Below are 20864 nucleotides of genomic sequence, written 5' to 3' on the forward strand. Positions count from 1 at the left end.
TCCGGCAGGCCGGCCTACGACAGGGCCACCACGCGCCCCGCGGCCACGCCGGCCTTCACCCGGCCCCCGGGGGACGAGTCGCCGTCGTCGCCGGGCTGACCACGCCGCACTGGTAGGCGATGACCACCAACTGGGCCCGGTCGCGGGCGGCCAGCTTGCTCATCGCCCGGTTGACGTGGGTCTTGGCCGTCAGCGGGCTGACGAACAGACGCTCGGCGATCTCGTCGTTCGACAGCCCCAGCGCGACAAGCCCCAGGACATCGCGCTCCCGCCGCGTCAGGCACTCCAGCCGCTCGTGCACGGCTGCCGTGCACGGTTCCGGCTGCGCCAGGAACCGCCTGATCAGCCCCCGGGTCGCCGAGGGGGACAGCAGCGCGTCCCCTGCGGCGACCGTGCGGACGGCGTCGAGCAGCTCCTCGGGCCGGGCGCCCTTGCCGAGAAAGCCGCTCGCACCCGCCCGCAGGGCCTCCGCGACGTACTCGTCGTCCTCGAAGGTGGTCAGGATCAGGACCTTCACCGCCGAGAGGTCCTCGGCCTCGCCGATCAGCCGCGTGGCGACGAGGCCGTCCATCTCAGGCATGCGGATGTCCATCAGGATCACGTCCGGTTGCTGCGTCCTCGCCAGCTCCACCGCCTCGCGGCCGTTGGACGCCTCGCCCACGGTCTCCATGTCGTCGGCGGAATCGAACAGCATCCTGAAGGTGCCCCGCAGCAGGGCCTGGTCATCAGCGAGCAGTACGCGGATCGTCATGCCCATCTCTCCTCGGCGTCCCGCCCGACCGGTGCCACGATTGCCGCGCCCGGCCGCAGCGGCAGTTCGGCGGTCACGGTGAAGCCCCCGTCGGGGCGCGCCGCGGCCTCCAGCTTTCCCCCGACGCTGGCCGCACGCTCGCGCATCCCGATCAGTCCGTGGCCGGTCCCGGGGCGGGGCTTGTGCGGTCGGGCGCGCCCGTCGTCCTCGACCGTGATCGTCAGCCATTGGGGCCGGTAGTGCAGGTAGAGGCGGGCGTGATCGGCCCCGGCGTGCTTGCGCACATTCGTCAGGGCCTCCTGCACGATGCGGTACGCGGCCAGGTCCACCGCCGGCGCCAGCGGCTCGGCCATGCCGTACCGCATGTGCCTGACGGACAGGCCGACACGCTCGAAGGACACCAGAAGCTCCGGTACCTGCGCCAGGCCCGGCATCGGATCCCGCGGCGCTTCTGGATCATCGGACTGCCGCAGGAGGCCCACGGTCACCCGGAGTTCCTCCAGCGCGGACCGACTGGTGTCCCGGATGCCCTCCAGAGCGGTGACCAACTGTTCCGGCCGCCGCTCCACCAGGTGAACAGCAACACCGGCCTGCGCGTTGATCAAGGCGATGTGGTGCGCGACCACATCGTGCAACTCGCGCGCGATCCGAATCCGCTCGGCCGCCACCCGCTGCCGTGCCTCCTGCTCACGGGTCCGCTCCGCGTACTCCGCCCGTTCCTCCACGGCCGCCACATACGCGCGGCGTGAGCGCACCCCGTCCCCCACGGCGGCGGGCAGGGCCGTCCAGGCCAGCATCGCCACGTTGTCCCGGATAAGCCATGAGCCGGAGCCGGAGCCGAACACCACGGTTGCCCCGACCAGCAGGGCGGCCGAGGCCAACGCCACCATCCATGCAGTCCGCCGGTCGGTCCGGACGGCCACGGTGTAGACGGACACGATGACCGGACTCGTCACCAACGGACTCTCCCGAACCCCGAGCGCCTGGAAGACCACCCCGCAGGCGAGGGCGGTGACCAGGACGCCGAACGGGTGGCGACGACGCCACAGCAACGCGAAACAGCAGACCCCCGCCAGCACCACGACAGGCGGGCGGACCCAAATCCGGTGCTCCTGCGGGATGACGGAGGCGGCCATGACCGACAGCACGAACAGCACAACCGGCCCCAGCACGTCCAGCATGCCGGCCCGGGCGCCCACCCCCCGCCGCCAACCGTTGATCACTGCCATGCCACCACCGTAGGGCCGACACCCGAGGACCGCTGGCCTGCCATCGCCGGCCACCACCGCGGAGGCGTCCGATCGGGTGATGACCCACCGCCGCCCGCTGGGCACCGGCCTTGTCCTTGCCGAGCCGCCTCACGCGGAAGACAGCCCGCCCCCGGCGCCACGCGCCCAACTCGCCGCCGAACGCCGACTTCGGCGACCGCCCCGGCTGGATTGCGCGCGGACAGATCGCGTCCGGCGTCGACGGCGATGTTGAAATCCGCTGGGCAGACCTGGACGGCGACGGCCGTGACGACTACCTCCTGGTCGACTCCCGCGGCAAGGTGGACGCCTATCTGAACCGCGGCGGCGACCCCGCCTGAGACGTGCCGACGGCACCGGCACCACGGCGGTGGTCCACCGCTGTGGTGCCGGTGCAACACCAGTGAGGTACGGAAAGCGAGGACCTGCCGCGTCGGCGAACGTGGGCGGCAAAGGGTGTCTTGGCCATGCGGACTCCGGCCGCAACGGGCACGTCCGAGATGAACCGCTCCGGGTTGTCCGGAGCCTCCATTCGACCCGGGGTGGTTCATTTGTCACATGACCACAGCTATGTGCGGCATTCGCCAAGCGACTACAAGGCGTCCAGCACGCGCCGCACCACTGTGCAGGAGTCTGCGTGCGGATTGGCGGCCACTGACCGGAACCAGCGCTGTCCGTCGATATCCGCCGTGCTGACCCAGGCAGCGTCCAATCGGCCGTGTACTGCTTCGGTGTTACGGTCAGTCGGCCGCCAGTTGACGACTCCGGTGCGCGGAGGCCGCCACAGGGTGAGGCGGGGTTCGGCGGTGACCAAATCGGCGAGGGAGTCCGCGGTGGTCAGACAGGCGTCGATGCGTTCGGTGATTCCCCGGGTGCCCCAGGCGAGCAGTGTGACGGCGAGGGGAAGAACCGAGGCTCCTCTGGAACCCAGCAGTCCGACGTTCGGCGCAGCCAGGTACCCCCCGCCGAAACTGATCACTCGCTGTGCTTCGGCGGCTCTGGCGAAGAGCACCATGGCGCTGCCCTTGGGCTGAAAGAACCACTTGTGCAGTGAGATGCCGACCGAGTCGGCCAGGTCCATCCCTTCCAGCACCTCGGCACGCGAGGAGAAACGCAGTGCCCCGGCCCATGCAGCGTCCACGTGACGCCAGGCCGCGCCCTGGCCGGCGGTCAGTGCGTCCACTGCGCCGGTGGCGACCGTCCCGGCGGTGAGCACCAGCACGCTGCGCGACAGATCGCCGGGGAGCAAGTCCTCGCGCAGGCTCTGCCGATCGTCGACGGGCACCTGGAGATAATCCATGCCCAGGATATGGGCGGCTTTGGCAACGCTCAGATGCGCAGCCGAGGAAGCAATCACTTGTGTTGCATCCGTGAGTTCCCTGGCCGCCCAAAGCGCGGTGAGGTTGGCGATGGTGGAGCCCGGGACGAAGTGGCCCCCGTCCATGCCGTATGCGGAGGCCATCCACCGCATCACCCGCTCCTCCAGCGCACGCGCTGCGGGGGCGGTGTCCGGGTGCAGGAGATTCTGGTTGGTCGCCGCTGCCCACATCACGGCTGCCCAGGCGTGCCACGGCGTGGGAGGGTCCATGTGTGCGAAGAAGCCCGGGTGGTCGAGGCGGCTGGCCTTCTCGAACGCCGTGGCCGACAGCGCGTCGAGTGCGGCATGGCCGCCGATGCCGTCCCGGGGCAGTTCATCCGGCAGGTCAGCTGTTGTGTCCGGGGAAGCGTGCGGTACCCCCGGATTCCGCAGCTCGTGCAGCAGTCTGTGCACTGCATGGATCAGCCCCGATTCGTCCGGGAGGAAATCGCTGTCGAAGTTCATGGTCACCCTGCTCCCTTTCCTGGTGGAGTCGGCCGGTCCGGCCCGCTCCGCGCTCTTGGGTGCGGGCCGGCCTGTTTCAGGAACCGTCCCGCGGGACAAGCTCGGGCATGACCTCGACCACTTCGACCGATCCACCTGAGCGGTCGCCGTGTCGATGCCGAGCGCCAGCGCGACCGCAGCGCGCGGCGGTGCGGGGCCGACGTCCACCTCTGCGTGAGCGGCGCCCATCGCCCCCTCACAAGTCCAGGAGATCCTCGTAGAATCCGCCGAAGCCGCCACGTCGATCGATCAGGTGGATCTCCAGGATCCAGTGGCAGAGCCGGCCCGAGCGGTCCCGTCGGCGCAGCGGCAGGTCGTTGCCGGGCGTGATGTACGAGTGGACAAGCGCGTCCTTGATGCGCTCGTGCGGGAATTCCCCCACCAGGTGCCCGGCGTGCCAGCCGCCCAGCTCCCACCCGGAATCCCGGGCCAGCCGCTCGATCTCCGCGTACAGACGCGCTGCCGTCAGCTCCGGGCGGCTGTCGAAGAAGCGCTTGCCCTCGGCGAACAGACCGGGAAGGGCATCGCGGAGTCGCAATCGGGTGACGTCGTCGCCGAGCACGTACGTGCGTCCGAAGTCGGCTTCCCACTGGCCGAAGATCGGCCCGAAGTCCACGAAGGCGATGTCGTCGGCACCGATCACTCGGTCAGGCGGATTGTCCTCGTACGGCTTGAGGGTGTTCGGCCCACACCGCACGATCCGCTTGTGCCAGTACCGCGTAGTGCCGAACAGATCGTGCGCCAGGTCCCGGACCTCGTCGCTGGCGGTGCGCTCCCGTTTGCCAGGCGTGATCAGCCCTCGGGCGCTCACCTCGGTGAACAGTTCGACGGCCTGCGCCCGGGCTTCCAGCAGTCGTGCCGCACGGACGGACTCATCGAGCATGGGTGTCCTCACAGGTTTCGGCTAGAACGACGGATCGGGGAACAGCACGCGCTCCAGGTCGGCGGCCGGCGGCCGGCCGACCCGGGCGGCGAGGTCGGTCCGGGAGCCTGTCTCCCCCGCGAGGATTCCACCGAGCAGGGCTCCCGTGTCCCGGCGCAGGAAGACTTTGGCATAGCGGGAGACGCTTTCTCGGAAGGTCATCTCAACGGCACTGCCGTCCTCATCCGACGTACTTCCGAACGTCGCCACATGCACGCCGAGCAGTTTCAGCTCGGTGGAAGTGTCCATGGCGTCGAGCGGCTCGCTGGGACGGCCTGTCAGCTGACGGGCGACGCTCTGCGCCATCCGGTATCCCGGCGCGACCAAGCCATGGCAGCGTCCCAGCACGGCCGCGCACTCTCCGACGGCCCAGACGCGGTCGTCCGAGGTCCGGCAGAGGGCGTCTGTGAGGTACCCGCCACGGTCACCGAGCCGCAGAGCCGGAGCGACCGGCAGGTCGTCCCGAGGGCGCACCCCTGCGGCGAAGACGACCAGGTCGGTATCGAGCACGGTGCCATCGCCGAGGGTGACGGACCGCACCGCGCCGTGCGACCCGGCGTTCACTGCCGTGACCGTGGTACCGCAGTGCAGGTGCAGGCCCAGGCGATTGGCCCCGTGCTGCAGGACGTGTGCTGCCTCCGCGTCGAGCTGGGTCGGCATCAGATGGGGCGCGGCCTCCACGAGATGGGGTCGCATGCCCAGCAACTGCAGTCCCTGCGCCGCCTCCAGCCCCAGCAAGCCGCCGCCGACGACGACCGCAGGCCGTCCCGGCCGGACCGCGGCACGCAACGCATCGGTGTCCTCCAGCGTCCGCTGGACGAAACAGTTGTCGAGTTCCCGGCCGGGCACAGGCGGGACGAACGGACGCGAACCGGTGGCCAGCACCAATGCGTCGTACGGGAGCACGTTGCCGTCGGCCGTCCGTACCGTGCGCGCCCGCCGATCGACATGGACAGCCGGCGTTCCGGAGCGCACTTCGATCCGTGGATCCGCCAGGAACTCGAATGCGACGAGGCTGAGCTCTGCCCGGCTGCGCCCTCCGAGGTAGGCGGACAGCCGCACACGGTCGTAGGCCGGCTCCCGTTCCTCACCCAGCACGACTACGCGCCACCGGCGATCCCGGTCCAGCTCGCGGAGTGTGTCCACGAGTCGATGACCGACCATCCCGTGCCCGATCACGACCAGGGTGGCTGTCATGGTGTCGGCTCCAGTTCCCGTCCGGCGGCATCTGTCCAGCCCGCGCAGAGCGTTTCCACCCGCTCGATACAACTGCCGCAGCCTGTGGTGGCACGGGTGGCCCGAACCAGAGCGGGAACTGTCCGAGCGCCGAGTTCCCAAGCACCGGCGAGTTGTCGCCGGGAGACGTGGTTGCATAGACACACCATGGAGTCCGTCCGATCGTCGTCCTCGGCTGGGGGGAAGTGCGACCGGATGCCGAGAAGGAGGCCCAGCCGGTCGGAGGGGACGGGCAGGCCGCGCCGGTGTAGATGACTGACAGTGGCGATCGCATCTGGCAGGCCGAGCAGCACGGCGGCGGCGATCCGGTCGCCGTCCAACGCCAGCCGCGCGTAGCGCCGGCCCGCCGGGTCGAACAGGCCGACGGTCCGGATGCCGCTCCGCCGGAAAGCGGCGAGTGGCCCGATACACGCCACGTCCACGACATGAGTGCGCAGGCGCAGAACGGCGGGAGTGAGCCGGTGCGCCACCTCACGGCCCGTCAGCACCGCGGCCAGGGTGTCGGCCTGCGCGAGCGCGGACTCATGGCCCGCCACGGTGCGTCCCGCGTGCTCGGCACAGTCCCCGATGGCGTGGACGCGGCTGTCACTGGTGCACAGCGCGTCGTCTACGACGATCCCGTGGTGCACCCTGATACCGGCCGCGCGGGCGAGCCGGACCTCGGGTTCCACGCCGGTGCACAGCACCAGGCTGTCGGCCGCCGCCTCGGTGCCGTCGTCGAGCAGCAGGCGGCCCGGCTCGCGGCGTACGGCCCTGCGTCCGCCGAGGACATCGACCCCGGCCTCCCGCAGTCGTGCGGTCAGCAGGGCCGCGCCAGTGTCGCCGAGCCGTTCGTGCAGTGGGTGTGGGCCGGAGCAGACCAGGGTGGTCACGGTGCCCCGCAGGGCCAGCGCGCTCGCCGTCTCCACGCCGAGCGGTCCGCCTCCGAGCACCGTCACGGCTGTGCCCTGTATGCGGTCGCAGTCGGTGACCTCGCGCAGCGTGGTGACGCCCGGCGCGAGCCGCCCGGTCCGGTCGCTCGTCCCGGGGAGCGGGGGGATCACCGGGCGGGCGCCGCAGGCGAGTACGAGGACGTCGTAGGGGTGTGCGGTGACGGTGTCACCTTGCCGGGCGTGCACCACGCGGCGGGCGGTGTCGACGGCGGTCGCGACGGCTCCGGTCAGCACACGGGCGCCGGGCTCGGGTTCCGGGCGGAGCATGTCGGCCTCGAGCCGGCCCTGCAGGACGGTGGTCAGCAACGGACGGTGCTGGACAGGGCGGTACTCCGCGGACAGCACGGTCACGGTTCCGTCGTGCCCGTGGCGCCGCAACCCGCGCAGCAGTCGGTGAGTGGCAGGACCATGGCCGAGGACGAGGATGTGGCTCACGGCGTCACTCCGGGAGGGGGTCGAGCCGGACGGCGCTGACCTTGAATTCGGGCATGCCGCTACGGGGGTCCAGAGCAGGGTTGGTGAAGAGATTGGCCCGGCCGTCCCCGCCGAAGTGAAAGGGGACGAACACGGTGTCTGGTCGCAGCGTGGGATCGAGCCGGACCCGGGCGGTCATGCCGCCTCGGGCCGAGGTCACCCGTGCCAGGGCTCCGTCGGCCAGGCCGTGACGGGCCGCTGTGTCCGGGTGGACCTCCACGAATGCTTCGGAGGCGACCGCGGCGAGTTCGGCCACGCGGCGGGTCTGCGCACCTGACTGGTAGTGGGCGAGGATCCGGCCGGTGGTGGCGTGCACGGGGTACTCCGCGTCGGTGTCCTCGGCCGGTCCGTCGTGCTCGACGTCGGCGAAGCGCGCGCGTCCGTCGGGGTGGGCGAATTCGTCGAGGAACAGGCGGGGGGTGCCCGGGTGAGGGGTGTCGGTGTCCGGGCACGGCCAGTGCAGAGCCTCGCCCGCGTCCAGCCGGTCGTAGGTGATGCCTGAGTAGTCCGCACGTCCGCCCCTGGAAGCGGCGCGCAGTTCCTCGAAGACCTCGCGGGGCTCCGTCGGGTAGTGCTCGGCCGGTTCACCGAGCCGTACGGCGATGCCGTGCAGGATCTCCAGGTCGCTGCGGACCAGTGGCGGGGGACTGAGCAGGGCACGCCGTCGCAGGACCCGGCCCTCCAGACTGGTCAGGGTGCCCTCCTCCTCCGCCCACTGGGTGACCGGCAGGACGACATCGGCTGCCCGCGCCGTCTCCGAGGGGACGAAGTCGGCCACGACCAGCAGGTCCAGTGAGGCGAGACGTGCCGCGATCCGCGCCGCGTGCGGGGCGGAGACCACCGGGTTGGAGCCCAGGACGAGCAGCGCGCGGGGCCCGTGCTCCTCACCGAGTGCGTCGAGCAGTTCGTACGCCCGCAGTCCGGGGCCGGGCAGCCGGTCGGGTGGCACCCCCCAGACACCGGCGACGTGGGCGCGGTCCGCGGGGTCGGTCAGCAAACGATAGCCGGGCAGTTGGTCGGTCTTCTGTCCGTGCTCGCGTCCGCCCTGGCCGTTGCCCTGGCCGGTGAGACAGCCGTAGCCGCCGCCCGGAGTGCCCGGCAGGCCGAGGGCCAGCGCGAGGTTGATGAATGCCGCCGCAGTCGCCGTGCCCTGCCGGTGTTGCTCGACACCGCGGCCGGTCAGGATGTAGCTGTCGCGGCTTTCGGCGAGCAGACGGACGGCGGTGCGCTGGGCGTGCGTGGAGATGCCGGTGACGGCCTCGGTACGTTCGGGCCACCACGCGGCGGCGCGAGCCGCGATCGTCTCGAACCCGCGGGTGCGTTGGTCGACGTACGTCTTGTCGACCAGCCCGTCGGTGATGGCCAGGTGCAGCAGTCCCAGCGCGAGGGCCAGGTCGGTGCCGGGCGCGGGCTGCAGGTGCAGTGCGGCACGGCGGGCGGTGGGGCTGTGGCGCGGGTCCACGACGACCAGCCGGGCCTTGTCGAGATGTTGCATCAGGGGAGGCATGGTCTCGGCGACGTTGGCCCCGGCCAGCAGCACGGTCTGCGCCCGCGCGAGGTCGGTGACGGGGAAGGGCAGGCCCCGGTCCACGCCGAAGGCGTCGTTGCCGGCCGCAGCGGCGGACGACATGCAGAAGCGGCCGTTGTAGTCGATGTTGCTCGTGCCCAAGGCCAGCCGGGCGAACTTGCCGAGCAGGTAGGCCTTCTCGTTGGTCAGGCCGCCCCCGCCGAAGACGGCCAATGCGTCCGGGCCGTACCGGGCCCGGACGCGGTCCAGGCCATCGGCGACGGTGTCCAGAGCGCTGCCCCATGAAGCGGTCAGCAGCCTGCCGTCACGGCCCCGCACGAGAGGAGTCGTCAGCCGGTCGGGGGCGGTGAGGACCTCTTGCGCGGTCCAGCCCTTTTGGCAGAGCCGGCCTCGGTTGACCGGGAAATCGGTGGGCTCGACCGTCACGGCCGCGGCACGGCGGCCGGTGATCCGAGTGCCGCACTGCAAAGCGCAGTACGGGCAGTGTGTCCGCGTCACGGCAAGGGCGTCAGGCACGGCTGGCCTCCCGTATCCCGTCCGGCGCGGTCGAGGCCCGGGGCGCCTCCTGGCGGAGGTAGACGGACCGGATGATCAGGACGCACACGCTGTAGTAGGCGAGGAAGAACAGGAAGGCGGGTATTCCGGAGCCGGAACCGTCCGCGTAGGAGACAGTGAAGGCGACGTTGACGGCCGCGCCGCCCAGGGCTCCCACGGCGCCGGCGATGGCGATGGCCGCGCCGGACAGCCGGCGGGCCCGCGCGAAGGCCTGGGCGGCGTCGGCGCCACCGGTCACCGCGACCTCTGCGCGCCGGGCGAAGACGCCGGGAATCATCTTGTAGGTGGAGCCGTTGCCCAGGCCGCTGAGGACGAAGAGCGCGGTGAATCCGCCGACGAACAGCCCGAAGGAACCGGTGAGGGAGGCGACGACGAGCAGCGTGGTTCCGGTGGCCATGCCGAGGAAGTTCCAGAGGGTCACGCGTGCCCCGCCCAGCCGGTCGGCCAGCCGGCCGCCCAGTGGCCGGGAGAGGGAACCGAGGAGCGGGCCGAGGAAGGTGTACCCCATCGCCTGCACGGGTGAGGTGCCGAACTCGTACTGAAGCACCAGTCCGAAGGCGAAGCCGAACCCGATGAATGAGCCGAAGGTGCCGATGTAGAGCAGGGAAATCCACCAGGTGTCCGGGCACCGAGCGGCCTCGCGCTGAACCTTGGGGGCCGTGCGGACGGCGTCCACGTTGTCCATCAACCGTGCTGCCAGGACTGCGACGACGATGATGAGCGGCAGGTAGACGGCCGCGACGTACTCCGGATGGTCACGCCCGGTGGTGTGGATCACCGCGAGGCCGATCAGCTGTACTGCCGCGACCCCGAGGTTGCCGCCTCCGGCGTTGAGTCCCAGGGCCCAGCCCTGGTGCCGTTGCGGGAAGAAGGCGGTGATGTTCGTCATGGACGAGGCGAAAGTGCCGCCGCCCACCCCGCTGAGGGCGCCGATGAGCAGGAACACCCACAGCGGCGTGCCGGGTTGTCGCACAAAATACAGGGCGAGCGCGGCGGGGACGAGCAGGATCAGCGTGGCGAACACGGTCCAGTCGCGCCCGCCGAAACGGGTGACCGCGTAGCTGTAGGGCAGCCTCAGCAGGGCTCCGACGATCGTGGGAGTGGCCACCAGCAGGAACTTCTCGCCGGGCGCGAACGCCAGCCCGGTTTCGGGGGTCGTGAAGAGCACGAGGACGGACCACAGGGTCCACACCGAGAAGCCGATGTGTTCACTGAGGACGGACAGGACGAGATTGCGGTGGGCCACGCGACGGCCGCCCTGGTGCCAGGCGTCCTCGTCCTCGGGGTCCCAGCCGGTGAGCCATGTGCGCTTTGAGTTCTTCTCAGCCATGGTGTGAGTACTCCGGACCGCGCCTATGAGTCCGGCGCGGACATGGGGCTGCGGGGGGGGCGGGACGACGGTGTCCGAGCGCGGGCAACGGTGGTTCGGATGTCGCTGGGCGGTGCGGTCAGACGCGCGCGACCAGGGCCTTGCGGAACTGCTCGATGACGCCGTCCAGCAGGCCCGCGCTCTCGGGCCGGATGTCCAGGCCGTCGTCGAGCCGGGTCAGGTGTGTGTCGAGCAGGAAGAAGCTCTGTACGACGTGCCGGGCGCCGAGCGAGTGCGCCACTGGGCGCAGTGCGTAGTCCAGTACCAGCACGTGTGCGGTGCTGCCGCCGGTGGCCAGCGGCAGGACGACCTTGTGCGTGAAGCCGTGCTGGGGCAGCAGATCGAGGAACGTCTTCAGCAGTCCGGAGAAGCTCGCCTTGTAGGTCGGCGTGGCCAGCACGATGCCGTCGGCCAGGGCGACCTGCTCCAGGGCCTCGGCGATCCGTGGGTCCGCGATGTCTGCCCTGAGTAGCGGTTCCGCCGGGAGGTCGCGCACTTTCAGATGCCCGGCGTGCCATTCGTCCTCGGCCAGCCGCCGTGCTACGTAGTCACCGACGAGTTCGGTCCGGGAGGTCGGGGAGGGGCTCCCCGAGATCACCAGCACGTGAGACATGGTCACTCCCATGGAGGGGCGGGTTGACGTCGTCTGCGGTCCGGGAGGGGCCCGGTACGGGGCCCCTCCCGGCGCGGTTCAGGACGGCCAGCCGAAAGCGCTGACGGTGTCACGGGCGCGCTGCGGCTCGGGGTCGTTGAAGACGAAGCAGCGCGTGTTGGAGACGCTGCCGCCGGCCGCCTGCGCCGTGGAGAAGATCAGCACCGGCTTCGGGGCGCCGTCCCGGGTGAGGAAGTTCGCCCGGAAGTTGATGATCGGCGAGTCCTCGTCCCAGCGGGAGAGGAAGTCGTCCAGCAGGCCCTGGTCTTCGTAGATCTTGCGGATGTGGTGGCCGACGTACTCCGTCGGCTGTCCGCTGTACTCGACCAGGGCGACGTCGGCCGGGTTGGCGTGCATGACCTGGCCGTTGACGCCGATCAGGTGGATGGCCACCGGCGCGACCTCGTAGAACTCGCGCAGCACCGACTCGTGTTCCTTGGTCGGGGCCAGGACGGGGTTGCTCCGTTCGTCGACCGTGCGGATCCAGGCGGCGGCGTCGGAGGTGGGGTCCTCGTCGCTGGTGCTGGGGATCGGCAGCCGCTCGCCGAGTTCCGGCCGGCTGACCCAGTGGATCCTGGTGTCGTCACCTGCACCGGCGACTACGGCGTTCACTGCGGAGGCACGCTCCTGCGTGCTGTCGGCGCTGAGGTAGGTGACTCGGACGTTCTCGATGCGGCCGTTCTTGTCCAGGTCTGCCAGCAGCTCCGGAAGCACGTCCCTGCCCGCGGCCCTGATCCGGCCGCCGAGGTGGTCGGCTTCCCCGTGCATGAGGACGGACTGCGCCTTGTTGTGCAGCAGGACGGCACCGGAGCGGTCGGTGATCGTGATGCCTACGGAGCTGTTGCCTACCACGTCGATCAGCTGCTCGATGGTGGGTGCGTTGGGGTGCTCGACTGTCATGTCCGACTCCTTCATATGGGTGGCGAGGCGGGTAGGGGGCCGCAGCGGCCGTCCACCAGGTCGGTGAGGACTGTGGCGACGGCAGCCCGGTGGGAGAGGTAGTAGTCGTGTCCGCCGGGAAAGGCGAACGTTCCGAGGAGCGGGCCGGTGGTGAAGGAGGCCCATGGGGCCATGTCGGCGGGCCGGGCGAAGGGATCGTCCGTTCCGCAGAACAGCGCGATCGGTGCGTGGACCGGCCGGTGAGTGACGCGGTGTTCCCGGCGCATCCGCACGTCCCGTGCCAGCCATGTACCGTCCGGGTCGTTCTCCTGGCCGGTGGTGTGCTGCAGTGCCGCGAACGCCGCGGCCACGGCGGTGCGCGGGGTGTGGCCGGGCTCCCGGGCGCCGGAGACGGACAAGCTGCGAACGGCGTACCGGGGGTGGGCCTCGAGCCGGATGACCAGTTCGTAGGCGGACAGCGCGCCGAGGCTGTGTCCGAAGAGGTGCAGTCGCCGTCCGTGCGGCAGCAGTGCGGTGATGTCGTCCAGCCAGCGATCGACGGCGGCCGTCACGGATCCGGGTTCCTCCTGGCCGGCCAGTCGGCCGCGTCCGGGCATTTCGCAGTGAAGGGCGGGCAAGGTGTCCGGCAGGTACTCCCCCACGGAAAGGTAAGGCGAATCGACACTTCCCGCGGGCGGAAGAAACAGCACGGCATCGGTCGTTCCCTGAAGGCTGCCCTGTACCACGACGGCCCGTTCTTCCACTGGGTCACCTCCTCGCATCGCGGTATGACTGTTCTCGCCCTATACGGAGAGAAAGTTTTTTTCGATGTCCTTGAGAGTGCGGAAGGAGTCGAGGTCGACGGCCGCGAACTCCATCATTTCGCCGCGTAGCTCTTCGATGTGCAGGACGAGTTCCACGAATTGCAGAGAATCTACGATCCGTGACTCGATGATGTCGGTCTCCGAATCCACGTCGTCCTCGGTGAGTTCGGGATTGCGGTGGAGGATCCAGGCGCGTACGTCCCGCCAGGTGGCCGCCATCACAGACTCTCCGAGCCGACCGTTTGCGTGACGAAGGCGTTGAACGCCGCGACCCGGTCGGCCACCTCTGAGATGAGTGCCAGGTCCGAGGGACTGATCGGGCCACGCCGGTGCCCCTCGCCGCGCAGCGCGATCAGATGCCCCCCGTACACCCCCCGGTAGGTCATGGGCAGGGCCACAGCCGACTCCGCCTGCCACTGGTGCAGCCGCGTCAGATGCCCCGGGTCGGTCTGCTTCACCAGGCCTTCGTGCGCGCTGATCACGATCTTCTCGGTGCCGTTCACGGAGAGAAGGCCCCGTACCCCCTCCAGTGCCGTGGAGTACCCGGTCGGCGACTGGACGACGAGCTGGGAGTGGGTGGCCAGGGCCCCCAGGGAGATGGCGGAGGCGAAGAACGGGACGCAGGCCTTGGCCACGGCCGGCACGACCTCCTTGAGCTGAGGGGTCTGCTGCACGGTTGCACTGATGTGGGCGAGGAATCCGAGAGATTCCTCGGCGGCTTTGCGACCCGCGATGTAGCGCAATGCGGTGTTCCAGTTTTCGGTCGAGGTTTTCTGATCGTTCTCAGGCATGAATATCCCTCGGTGACGGAGGTGCCGGGGCGGTCACAGTGCGGGCTTTCGGAGAATATATCCGCACAGTCGCCGGCGGTGGAGAGTTCCAGCCGTACTGACTTTTCCGCGCTTTGACGCTAGCAGTGGAATTCGCGCACTGCAATACCTTTCCCTTCCCTGTGCCATCATCAGGAATAGGGTCGACAAAGAAGCACGCGTGTATCCGGGGAAACGGCCCTGCCGGTATTCCGTGACGGAATTATGCGAACCGTGGGGTGATGGGTGTGCCGCAGTGGGTCGGTGGCAGCCCACCAGGGTCAGACGAAGCGGACGTTCGGGTCGAGCAGGCACAACTGCCCGTCGGCGAGGTGCAGCCGGTCGTTGCTGTAGTTGAGCGCGGCGGACCGCAGGTCCCGCAGGCTCTTCTCCAGCCGTGTCGGCGAGTCCCGCAGATAACCGTGGCGCAGACCCACGGCGTCCACCAACTCGTCGACGGCCCGGTAGCACTCCTCGGAGGCGGTGATCTTCAGGCTGTTCAGCAGGAGCTGACTGCTCGCGCCGGACAGGTCGGCGCCGCTCGCCACCAAGGCCTCGGTGCGACGGAGCAGGGCGTGGACGGTGTCGAGCCGCTGCCTCACCCGGGAGAGGCGGGTCATCAGCAGTTCCGAGCTCAGGTTGAAGCGTTTGCGGCCGGCCGGGTCGCGCAGCAAGCGCAGGACTCGGGACAGGGCCCCGGCCGCGGTGCCCAGCCACACCGCTGACCAGCCGATGTGGGCGAGCGGCCCGAACACGGACTGCGCGATCTGGTGGAAGGCACCGTGCTCACCGATCACCTGGTGTGCGGGGATGGATCCGGTGAGCGTCAGGGGCAGGCTGTGGCTGGCGCGCATCCCCATCGGGCACCACTCGCCGGTGCCCTCGATCCGCAGCTGATGCCGGTGGGCGTAGACGAGGGAGACGTGGTGGTCGGCGGTCGCGTGCGGGCTGCGCATGGTGATGAGGAACCCGTCCGCCGCGGCGCCGCCCGTCACGATCGGCGCGACCCGGTCGACCATCAGGGTGTCGTCGCTCTCCTGCAAGGGCGCGTACGAGCGGAACAGATGACCGCCCTTGCCTGGTTCGGTGGTCACCGAGGCCAGGTAGAGGTCGCCGGCGGAGAGCTGGGCGAGCAGTTCTTCACGCAGTGGCGAGGCGGCATACCGGACGATCGCCTCGGACTGCTGGCAGTGCATCGCGAAGATCATCCCGACGGACATGTCGACACGGCCGAGGGCCATGCCGGCGTCCACCAAGTCGGTGAGGGTGCCCGAGCAGCCGCCGTGTTCGGCGGGTACGAGCAGTCCGAGCAGCCCGGTGCGGCGCATCTGCGCGAGAGCCTGCTCGGGGAAGACGGCGTCGCGGTCGGTGGCCTCCAGGTGCTCCTCGGCCACCCGGGCCACGGAGGCGACGCGCTCGGCGAGACTCGTCGCTGCCCCCTCCTGGGCCGGCACGGACGTCTGCGATGGTGTGGTCTTCGCCGAAGCGGTCGTCACGATGCCTCATTCCGGTGGACGGCGGACGTGTGCAGCGACCGGTGGTCGATCTTTCCGTTGTGGGTCAGGGGCAGTGCGTCCCACTCCCGCCAGCGCCTGGGCACCATCGCGGCCGGCAGCTGCGCGCTCAGCGCCTCTTGCAGTGCCGCCGCGGAGACCGGGGCGCGTACGCTGTAGTGGGCGACCAGTTCACCGTGCTCGCCCTCGCCGGAGACGACGACCGCGCACTGGTCCACAGCCGGGTGCCGGCTCAGTACCACCTCGATCTCGCCCAGTTCCATCCGGACACCGGACACCTTCACCTGGCGGTCACTGCGGCCGAGGTAGTACACGACGCCGCTGTCGACGCGGGCCAGGTCGCCCGTCCGGTACAGACGGCCGGTGGCCGAGGCGGCGTCGAAGGGGTCGCGGAAGAAAGCTCGGTCCGTGGTGTCGGGGTCGTTGAGATAGCCCAGGCCCACACCTGTGCCGCCGACGAACAACTCACCGCTCTCGCCCGGTTCCGCCGCCCGCCACCGGCCGCTCTCGGTCTCCTCGACCAGTGTGTACAGCGCGGTGTTGGCGACGGGGGTGCCGACGGGCAGCCGGGCACCGGTCAGGTCAGCGGCCGTCACGACGTGATGGGTCACGTCGTCCGAGCACTCCGTGGGTCCGTAGGCGTTGACTACGGACACATGGGGCAGGACTCCCAGAGCACGTTCGGCGACCGCCGGATACAGCTCCTCCCCGGTGGACAGCAGCCAGCGCAGTGAGGGCAGTCCCCTCTCGCCGCCGACGCGGCTCAGGTGGTCGGCGAGCCAGCCGATGACGGTGGGGACGAGTTCCACGACGGTGACGGCCGCGGTGTCGAGGGCGCCGATGAGCCAGCGGGGCAGGCGCATGGCATCGTCGCCCACCACGACCAGCCGTCCGCCGACCAGCAGCGGGCACAGCATCTGCCAGACGGAGATGTCGAAGACCAGTGGAGCGGTGAAAGCGACCGCGTCGTCCGGTCCCAGGTCCAGGTCGGTCGCCTTGGCCCACAGGTGGTTGAGCATGCCCTGGTGCTCGACCGTGGCCCCCTTGGGCCGACCGGTGGTGCCGGAGGTGAAGATCGTGTACCGGACCTCGTGGGAGCGGTCGCCGCTGCGGCTCGGCAGTGTGGCGGCCCGGGCGTCCGGCTCCGGCAGGAGCAGGATGTCGGTCTTCCCGGTCACGGCGGCCGCCCGCGCGGCGTGCGCGGTGCCGCCGCTGTAGTCCACCAGCAGCCTGGCCCGGCTGCGACCGAGCACGTCCCGGACACGAACTTCGGGCCAGTTCTGGTCAAGCGGCAGATACGAGGCGCCCAGGGCCTCCAGCGCGAGGAAGACGACCGGGGTGTGGACGCTGCGGCTTCCGACGGTGGCCACGACGTCGCCGGGCCGCACCCCTGCGGTGCTCAGCGCGTCCCGCGTCACCGCGACGCGGCCCAGTAACTCTTGGTAGCTCACGGTTCGGTCACCGTCGACGACGGCCGGACGGTCGGGGCCGCGTTCGGCGTGACCGATGACATGGTCCAGCAGGGCGGTCCCGGTATCGAGTGCACGGGTATGGCGCAGGGCGAGCTTTCGCGCTCGGTCAACGGTGTCGGGCACCAGGGGAAGTTCGGCCCGCACCGGGGTCGAGGTCGTGTGCGAGGGGAGGAAAGTCATCACCGGACCCCTTCCGAACGCGGGGCACTGTGCCGGTCGAGGTCGTGGAAGAACCCGTCGACCGGCCTCAACCGGCCGCCCTCCTGGGCGCGGGCGTGCACATGCTCCCCGACCGTCAAATCCAGAACGCCGAGCCCGAACGGCGAGAAGACCACCGTGCGGTCGGCCGGTGCCTTCAGAGCCCCGGTGAGTACGTCGTACAGAGTGCCGTCCAGGAAGTCCCGCCCGCCGGTGCGCTGTTCGGCGAGGTGGACCGATGTGCCCGCCTTGAGGACGTGCTCGACGTCATCCACCACGTTGAAGCTGTCCAGGATGACGTCCGTGCCCAGGTCGCGCAGCGACACGTGCAGCACCAGTGGGTGGTGGGCGAACCATGACCGCTCGAGCAGGTGTGGTGTGGCTGCGGTGGTCGCGCAGACGATGACGTCGCTGGAGCGGACCAGTTCCTCCGCGGAGTCCAGCACATAAACCGGCGTGCCGTCCTTGGTGGTGCGCAGGTGGTCGGCGAATGAGTGCGCGTACTCGGTGGACCGGTCGTAAACGGCGTACTCGCGCGGGGCCCGGCCCAGTGCGGCCAGGTAAGAATGCACGTGCCGCGCGATGAGTCCGGTCCCGAGGTAGCCGACGCGCCCGGACGCGGGCCGGTTCTCGCCGAGGGCGCGGGCCGCGACGGCGGCGGAGGCGGCCGTCCGCACGGCACTGATGATCGAGCTTTCCAGGCAGGCGTACGGATAGCCGGTAGCGGGGTCGTTGAGGATCAGGACGGCGGATGCGCGAGGGATGCCGTGGTCGAGGTTGGAAGGAAAGCTGGAGATCCATTTGATGCCGTCGACCGGCCGGCCGCCACCGATCGACGCGGGCAGGGCGATGATGCGGGCTGTGGGCCGGTCGGGGAACCTGAGGAAGTACGACGGAGGGTTGACCGTGTGTCCCTCCCCGTGCAGGCGGTAGGCGGCCTCGACGAGGTCGATGACCTCCGTCTGCCGTCCGTCGAGCACCTCGTGCACGGTGCTTCCCGGGACCACGCAGAACTGGGGGACTTTGGTCTGCTCGCTCACGATGTCTCCAGGATCTTGTCCAGGTCGTCCTGGCTGTAGTAACGGCCGACCCATGTGTCGTTGTAGATGGTGTTGATGTAGCGCTCGCCCAGGTCAGGCGCTATGGCCACAGCCGTGCGCGTGGCGCCCCCGTGGTGCGCGAACCACTGCGCGGCGGCAGTGATCACCGTTCCTGAGGAGCCTCCGAGGAGAAGTCCGCGGGCGGCGAGCCTGCGGCAGGTGTGGATGGTGTCCACCTCGTGGATGCGGATGACCTCGTCCACGAGAGCAGGGTCGATCAACGGCATGGGCGCACTGGCGCCGAGCCCCGGGATGTGCCGCGGCCCGGGGGCGCCCGCGAAGCTCACCGAGCCCATGCTGTCGACGGCGATGATGCGGATCTCCGGCCGGTGCTCGCGGAAGTAGCGAGCGCAGCCCATCAGGGTTCCCCCGGTGCCTGTTCCGATGAAGAGGGTGTCGAGATCGGGGAAGTCCTTGGCAAGGAGGGCCGCGGTGTTCTCGTAGTGGGCGATCCAGTTGGCCGGGTTCTCGTACTGGTTGAGCCAGACGTGATGCGGATTGTGTGCGCAGCTGCTGCGCACGTACGCCTTGCGGGCAGCGAGGTAGCTGCCGGAGGCGTCGGGTTCGTCCACGACGACGACCTCGGCCCCGAAAGCTCGGATCAGTGCCGTGGTGGCCGGGTTGCAGTGCGGGTCGGTGACGCAGATGAACTTCATCCCCTTGGAAGCCGCGATCACGGCGAGCGCCACACCGAGATTCCCGGAGGAGGACTCGATCAGGACCGAGTCCGGCCCGATCAGCCCGTCGCGCTGGGCTGCTTCGACCATCCGGACGGCGGGTTGGATTTTGATGGAGCCTGCGAAGTTGAACCCCTCGCACTTGAGATGCAGCGGAAGCCCCAGGCTGGTCCGCAGGTCGATGTACACATCGCCGTCGAGGAGTTCGTGTGCTGCGGAGATGACGGTCATGAATGGTCTTCACTTCCGTTCATCGACACGGTCCGGTGGCGGGCCGCGCCGAGGGGGTGGGGAACCGACGAAGCGGATGGCGCAAGGTACCGGCAGCGGTCCCTCGCGGATCGGCTCCGTGTCGTGGGCGCGAGGTCCGGAGCCACGGGTGTACAGGTGCGGGGAACCACGGGTGTCGACCGGGCCGGGAGACCCGGCGCCGAGCCGGTGGGACGTACCCTCCAGGCAGCCACGTGCACCCCTTCGAACAGGCGGAGTTCGGTCGGCAGAGACAGGGCACGCGCTCGCCGCGGCCGTGAGGATGCGGAGCGGGTGGGCACGGTGCCTTGCCTCTGACGTCACACTGACACTGGTGTGTCGAGAGCCATGACGAGAAACGTTCAAGAGCCAGGTGGCACTTGGTACGAGCGTTGCCGGAACGCGCCCCGTCGCGCCGCCCAGCCCTGACCGGTCGCTCTGTCACGTCTGTGGCCATAGCGGACGCTCATCGGGCTGGGGTACTCGCACCTGTCCTGCCCGCCCCGTGCGCCGAAACGCGACCGGCCCCGGGGGTCAATACAGACGTAGCCGCGCTGGTGCCGGCTTCCGGGAAAAGCGGAACTCACAACCGACAGTGGCCTCTTATTTCGACGAGGCTCCAGTCGCGCTGAGCGCGAGAGCCATATGTGCGCTCTTGTGCGAGTTCAGTATCGTGCCCTGTAGTTGCTGCAACGGGTAACCCGGTTCAATTCCAATCTCGTCTATGAGCCGGGTACGCAGGCGGGCGAACACCTCGAGGGCCGCAGCGCGGCGCCCGTTGAGAGCCAAAGCGCGCATGTACTGGGCATGCAGTCCCTCATGGTAGGAGTGCTCGCTCGTCAGTGAGGCGAGTTCGGCGATCACCTGCTGGTGCAGGCCGGCCTCGATGCGGGCGTCGATCAGTGCCTCGATCGTGTCCAGCCGGGACTCCTCCAGCATGAGTCTGCGCGCCTCCAGCACGGCTCCGTTGGGCACGTCCGTGAGGACGCTGCCGCGCCACATGCCCAGCGCCTGCTCCAGTTCCCTGATGCCGGTGTGACTGTCGCCCTCGCCGAGGGCCCTGCGCCCCTGGTCAGCCAGCCGCATGAAGTCCAGCCAGTCCAGGTGCAGATCGGAGCTGTGCAGGCGGTAGCCGTTCTTCTGGGTGACCAGCAGTTGGTCCGCGACGTCCTCAGGCCTGAGCTCGGTGATACTGGCGAGCACCTTGCGGATGTTGAGGACGTACGTCTGCAGGGTCCGCAGGGCGGTCACGGGTGGCTGCTCGGGCCACAGCTCGCGGGTCAGCGTGGAGACGGGCACCACCTGGTCCGGGTGCATGGTGAGCATTGCGAGGACCGTCCGTACTTTGGGTGCTACACTTGCCGGTTCCTGGCCGTCCTCGGCATGAAGGCGCATCGGACCCAGCAGTCCGATCCTCGCCCGGGCCTGCTTTCGAGTGTCCATGGACCCGACTGCGGCACCGTACATCTGACCTACCGCACACATGCTGACGCGCATACCGTCTCCTCCTGGTCGTCAAGCGTTCGGCAGCCATCGTGCATATGCACGGGGACTGCTGCGCCAACATACGTACCGAAAGTCCGGCGCAACCAGAAGGAAATCAAGCCGCTTGGCT

Annotated in this window: 19 protein-coding genes; 1 reads left to right on the forward strand and 18 read right to left on the reverse strand. The window is 69.5% G+C overall.

Annotated elements, in window-relative coordinates; translation table 11 throughout:
• Positions 1-55: 55 nt before the first annotated feature.
• A complete protein-coding gene (locus AOK11_RS19050) occupies positions 56-751 on the reverse strand; it encodes a response regulator transcription factor (RefSeq protein WP_055594945.1) in 696 nt (231 codons plus the stop codon).
• The gene (locus tag AOK11_RS19055) at positions 748-1980 is read right to left on the reverse strand and encodes a sensor histidine kinase (RefSeq protein ID WP_055594917.1); all 1233 of its coding nucleotides are present in this window, start codon (positions 1978-1980) and stop codon (positions 748-750) included. The genes AOK11_RS19050 and AOK11_RS19055 overlap by 4 nt, the downstream gene beginning before the upstream one ends.
• A gap of 110 nt (positions 1981-2090) precedes the next feature.
• Between AOK11_RS19055 and AOK11_RS19060 the strand changes: the two genes are divergently transcribed.
• Positions 2091-2339: a hypothetical protein gene (locus tag AOK11_RS19060; RefSeq protein ID WP_055594918.1), complete on the forward strand. Its 249-nt coding sequence runs from the start codon at positions 2091-2093 to the stop codon at positions 2337-2339.
• Between the two features lie 251 nt (positions 2340-2590).
• Here the strand turns inward: AOK11_RS19060 and AOK11_RS19065 are convergent, their stop codons facing one another.
• From AOK11_RS19065 to AOK11_RS19140, 16 genes are all read right to left on the reverse strand, one after another.
• Positions 2591-3820 carry a pyridoxal phosphate-dependent decarboxylase family protein gene (locus AOK11_RS19065; RefSeq protein ID WP_055594919.1) on the reverse strand — a complete coding sequence of 410 codons (1230 nt, stop codon included), beginning with the start codon at positions 3818-3820 and terminating at the stop codon, positions 2591-2593.
• A gap of 235 nt (positions 3821-4055) precedes the next feature.
• Entirely contained in the window at positions 4056-4742 is a 687-nt protein-coding gene (locus tag AOK11_RS19070; protein WP_055594920.1) for a M24 family metallopeptidase, read from the reverse strand.
• 21 nt (positions 4743-4763) lie between these two features.
• Positions 4764-5978, reverse strand: a complete 1215-nt coding sequence (locus AOK11_RS19075) for an NAD(P)/FAD-dependent oxidoreductase (protein ID WP_055594921.1) — start codon at positions 5976-5978, stop codon at positions 4764-4766.
• Positions 5975-7384: an FAD-dependent oxidoreductase gene (locus AOK11_RS19080; protein ID WP_063793492.1), complete on the reverse strand. Its 1410-nt coding sequence runs from the start codon at positions 7382-7384 to the stop codon at positions 5975-5977. The genes AOK11_RS19075 and AOK11_RS19080 overlap by 4 nt, the downstream gene beginning before the upstream one ends.
• 4 nt (positions 7385-7388) lie before the next feature.
• On the reverse strand, positions 7389-9467 hold the full coding sequence (locus AOK11_RS19085) for a molybdopterin oxidoreductase family protein (RefSeq protein WP_055594923.1): 2079 nt from the start codon (positions 9465-9467) through the stop codon (positions 7389-7391).
• Positions 9460-10836 carry a nitrate/nitrite transporter gene (locus tag AOK11_RS19090; RefSeq protein ID WP_055594924.1) on the reverse strand — a complete coding sequence of 459 codons (1377 nt, stop codon included), beginning with the start codon at positions 10834-10836 and terminating at the stop codon, positions 9460-9462. Before AOK11_RS19090 ends, AOK11_RS19085 begins: the two co-directional genes overlap by 8 nt.
• 118 nt (positions 10837-10954) lie before the next feature.
• Positions 10955-11488 (reverse strand): NADPH-dependent FMN reductase, encoded by a 534-nt coding sequence (gene ssuE / locus AOK11_RS19095; protein ID WP_055594946.1) that lies wholly within the window; start codon positions 11486-11488, stop codon positions 10955-10957.
• Between the two features lie 78 nt (positions 11489-11566).
• Positions 11567-12427 carry a nitrogen regulation protein NR(II) gene (locus tag AOK11_RS19100; RefSeq protein ID WP_055594925.1) on the reverse strand — a complete coding sequence of 287 codons (861 nt, stop codon included), beginning with the start codon at positions 12425-12427 and terminating at the stop codon, positions 11567-11569.
• A gap of 11 nt (positions 12428-12438) precedes the next feature.
• Positions 12439-13188, reverse strand: coding sequence for a thioesterase II family protein (locus AOK11_RS19105; protein ID WP_079034952.1), 750 nt, complete (start codon positions 13186-13188; stop codon positions 12439-12441).
• A 21-nt stretch (positions 13189-13209) separates the two neighbouring features.
• Positions 13210-13449 (reverse strand): hypothetical protein, encoded by a 240-nt coding sequence (locus AOK11_RS19110; RefSeq protein ID WP_055594927.1) that lies wholly within the window; start codon positions 13447-13449, stop codon positions 13210-13212.
• Complete coding sequence (locus AOK11_RS19115; RefSeq protein ID WP_157869393.1) at positions 13449-14021, reverse strand: hypothetical protein; 573 nt, start codon at positions 14019-14021, stop codon at positions 13449-13451. The genes AOK11_RS19110 and AOK11_RS19115 overlap by 1 nt, the downstream gene beginning before the upstream one ends.
• A 299-nt stretch (positions 14022-14320) precedes the next feature.
• Complete coding sequence (locus tag AOK11_RS19120) at positions 14321-15535, reverse strand: acyl-CoA dehydrogenase family protein (RefSeq protein WP_240497402.1); 1215 nt, start codon at positions 15533-15535, stop codon at positions 14321-14323.
• Entirely contained in the window at positions 15532-17205 is a 1674-nt protein-coding gene (locus AOK11_RS19125; RefSeq protein ID WP_055594929.1) for an amino acid adenylation domain-containing protein, read from the reverse strand. The genes AOK11_RS19120 and AOK11_RS19125 overlap by 4 nt, the downstream gene beginning before the upstream one ends.
• Complete coding sequence (gene sbnB, locus AOK11_RS19130; RefSeq protein ID WP_055594930.1) at positions 17205-18263, reverse strand: 2,3-diaminopropionate biosynthesis protein SbnB; 1059 nt, start codon at positions 18261-18263, stop codon at positions 17205-17207. The genes AOK11_RS19125 and sbnB overlap by 1 nt, the downstream gene beginning before the upstream one ends.
• Positions 18260-19231: a 2,3-diaminopropionate biosynthesis protein SbnA gene (gene sbnA / locus AOK11_RS19135; RefSeq protein ID WP_055594931.1), complete on the reverse strand. Its 972-nt coding sequence runs from the start codon at positions 19229-19231 to the stop codon at positions 18260-18262. The genes sbnB and sbnA overlap by 4 nt, the downstream gene beginning before the upstream one ends.
• A 621-nt stretch (positions 19232-19852) precedes the next feature.
• Positions 19853-20746 carry a BTAD domain-containing putative transcriptional regulator gene (locus tag AOK11_RS19140; RefSeq protein WP_079034953.1) on the reverse strand — a complete coding sequence of 298 codons (894 nt, stop codon included), beginning with the start codon at positions 20744-20746 and terminating at the stop codon, positions 19853-19855.
• Positions 20747-20864 lie beyond the last annotated feature (118 nt).

Origin of the sequence: Streptomyces hirsutus (genome assembly GCF_001418415.1) — a bacterium.
GTDB lineage: Bacteria > Actinomycetota > Actinomycetes > Streptomycetales > Streptomycetaceae > Streptomyces > Streptomyces hirsutus.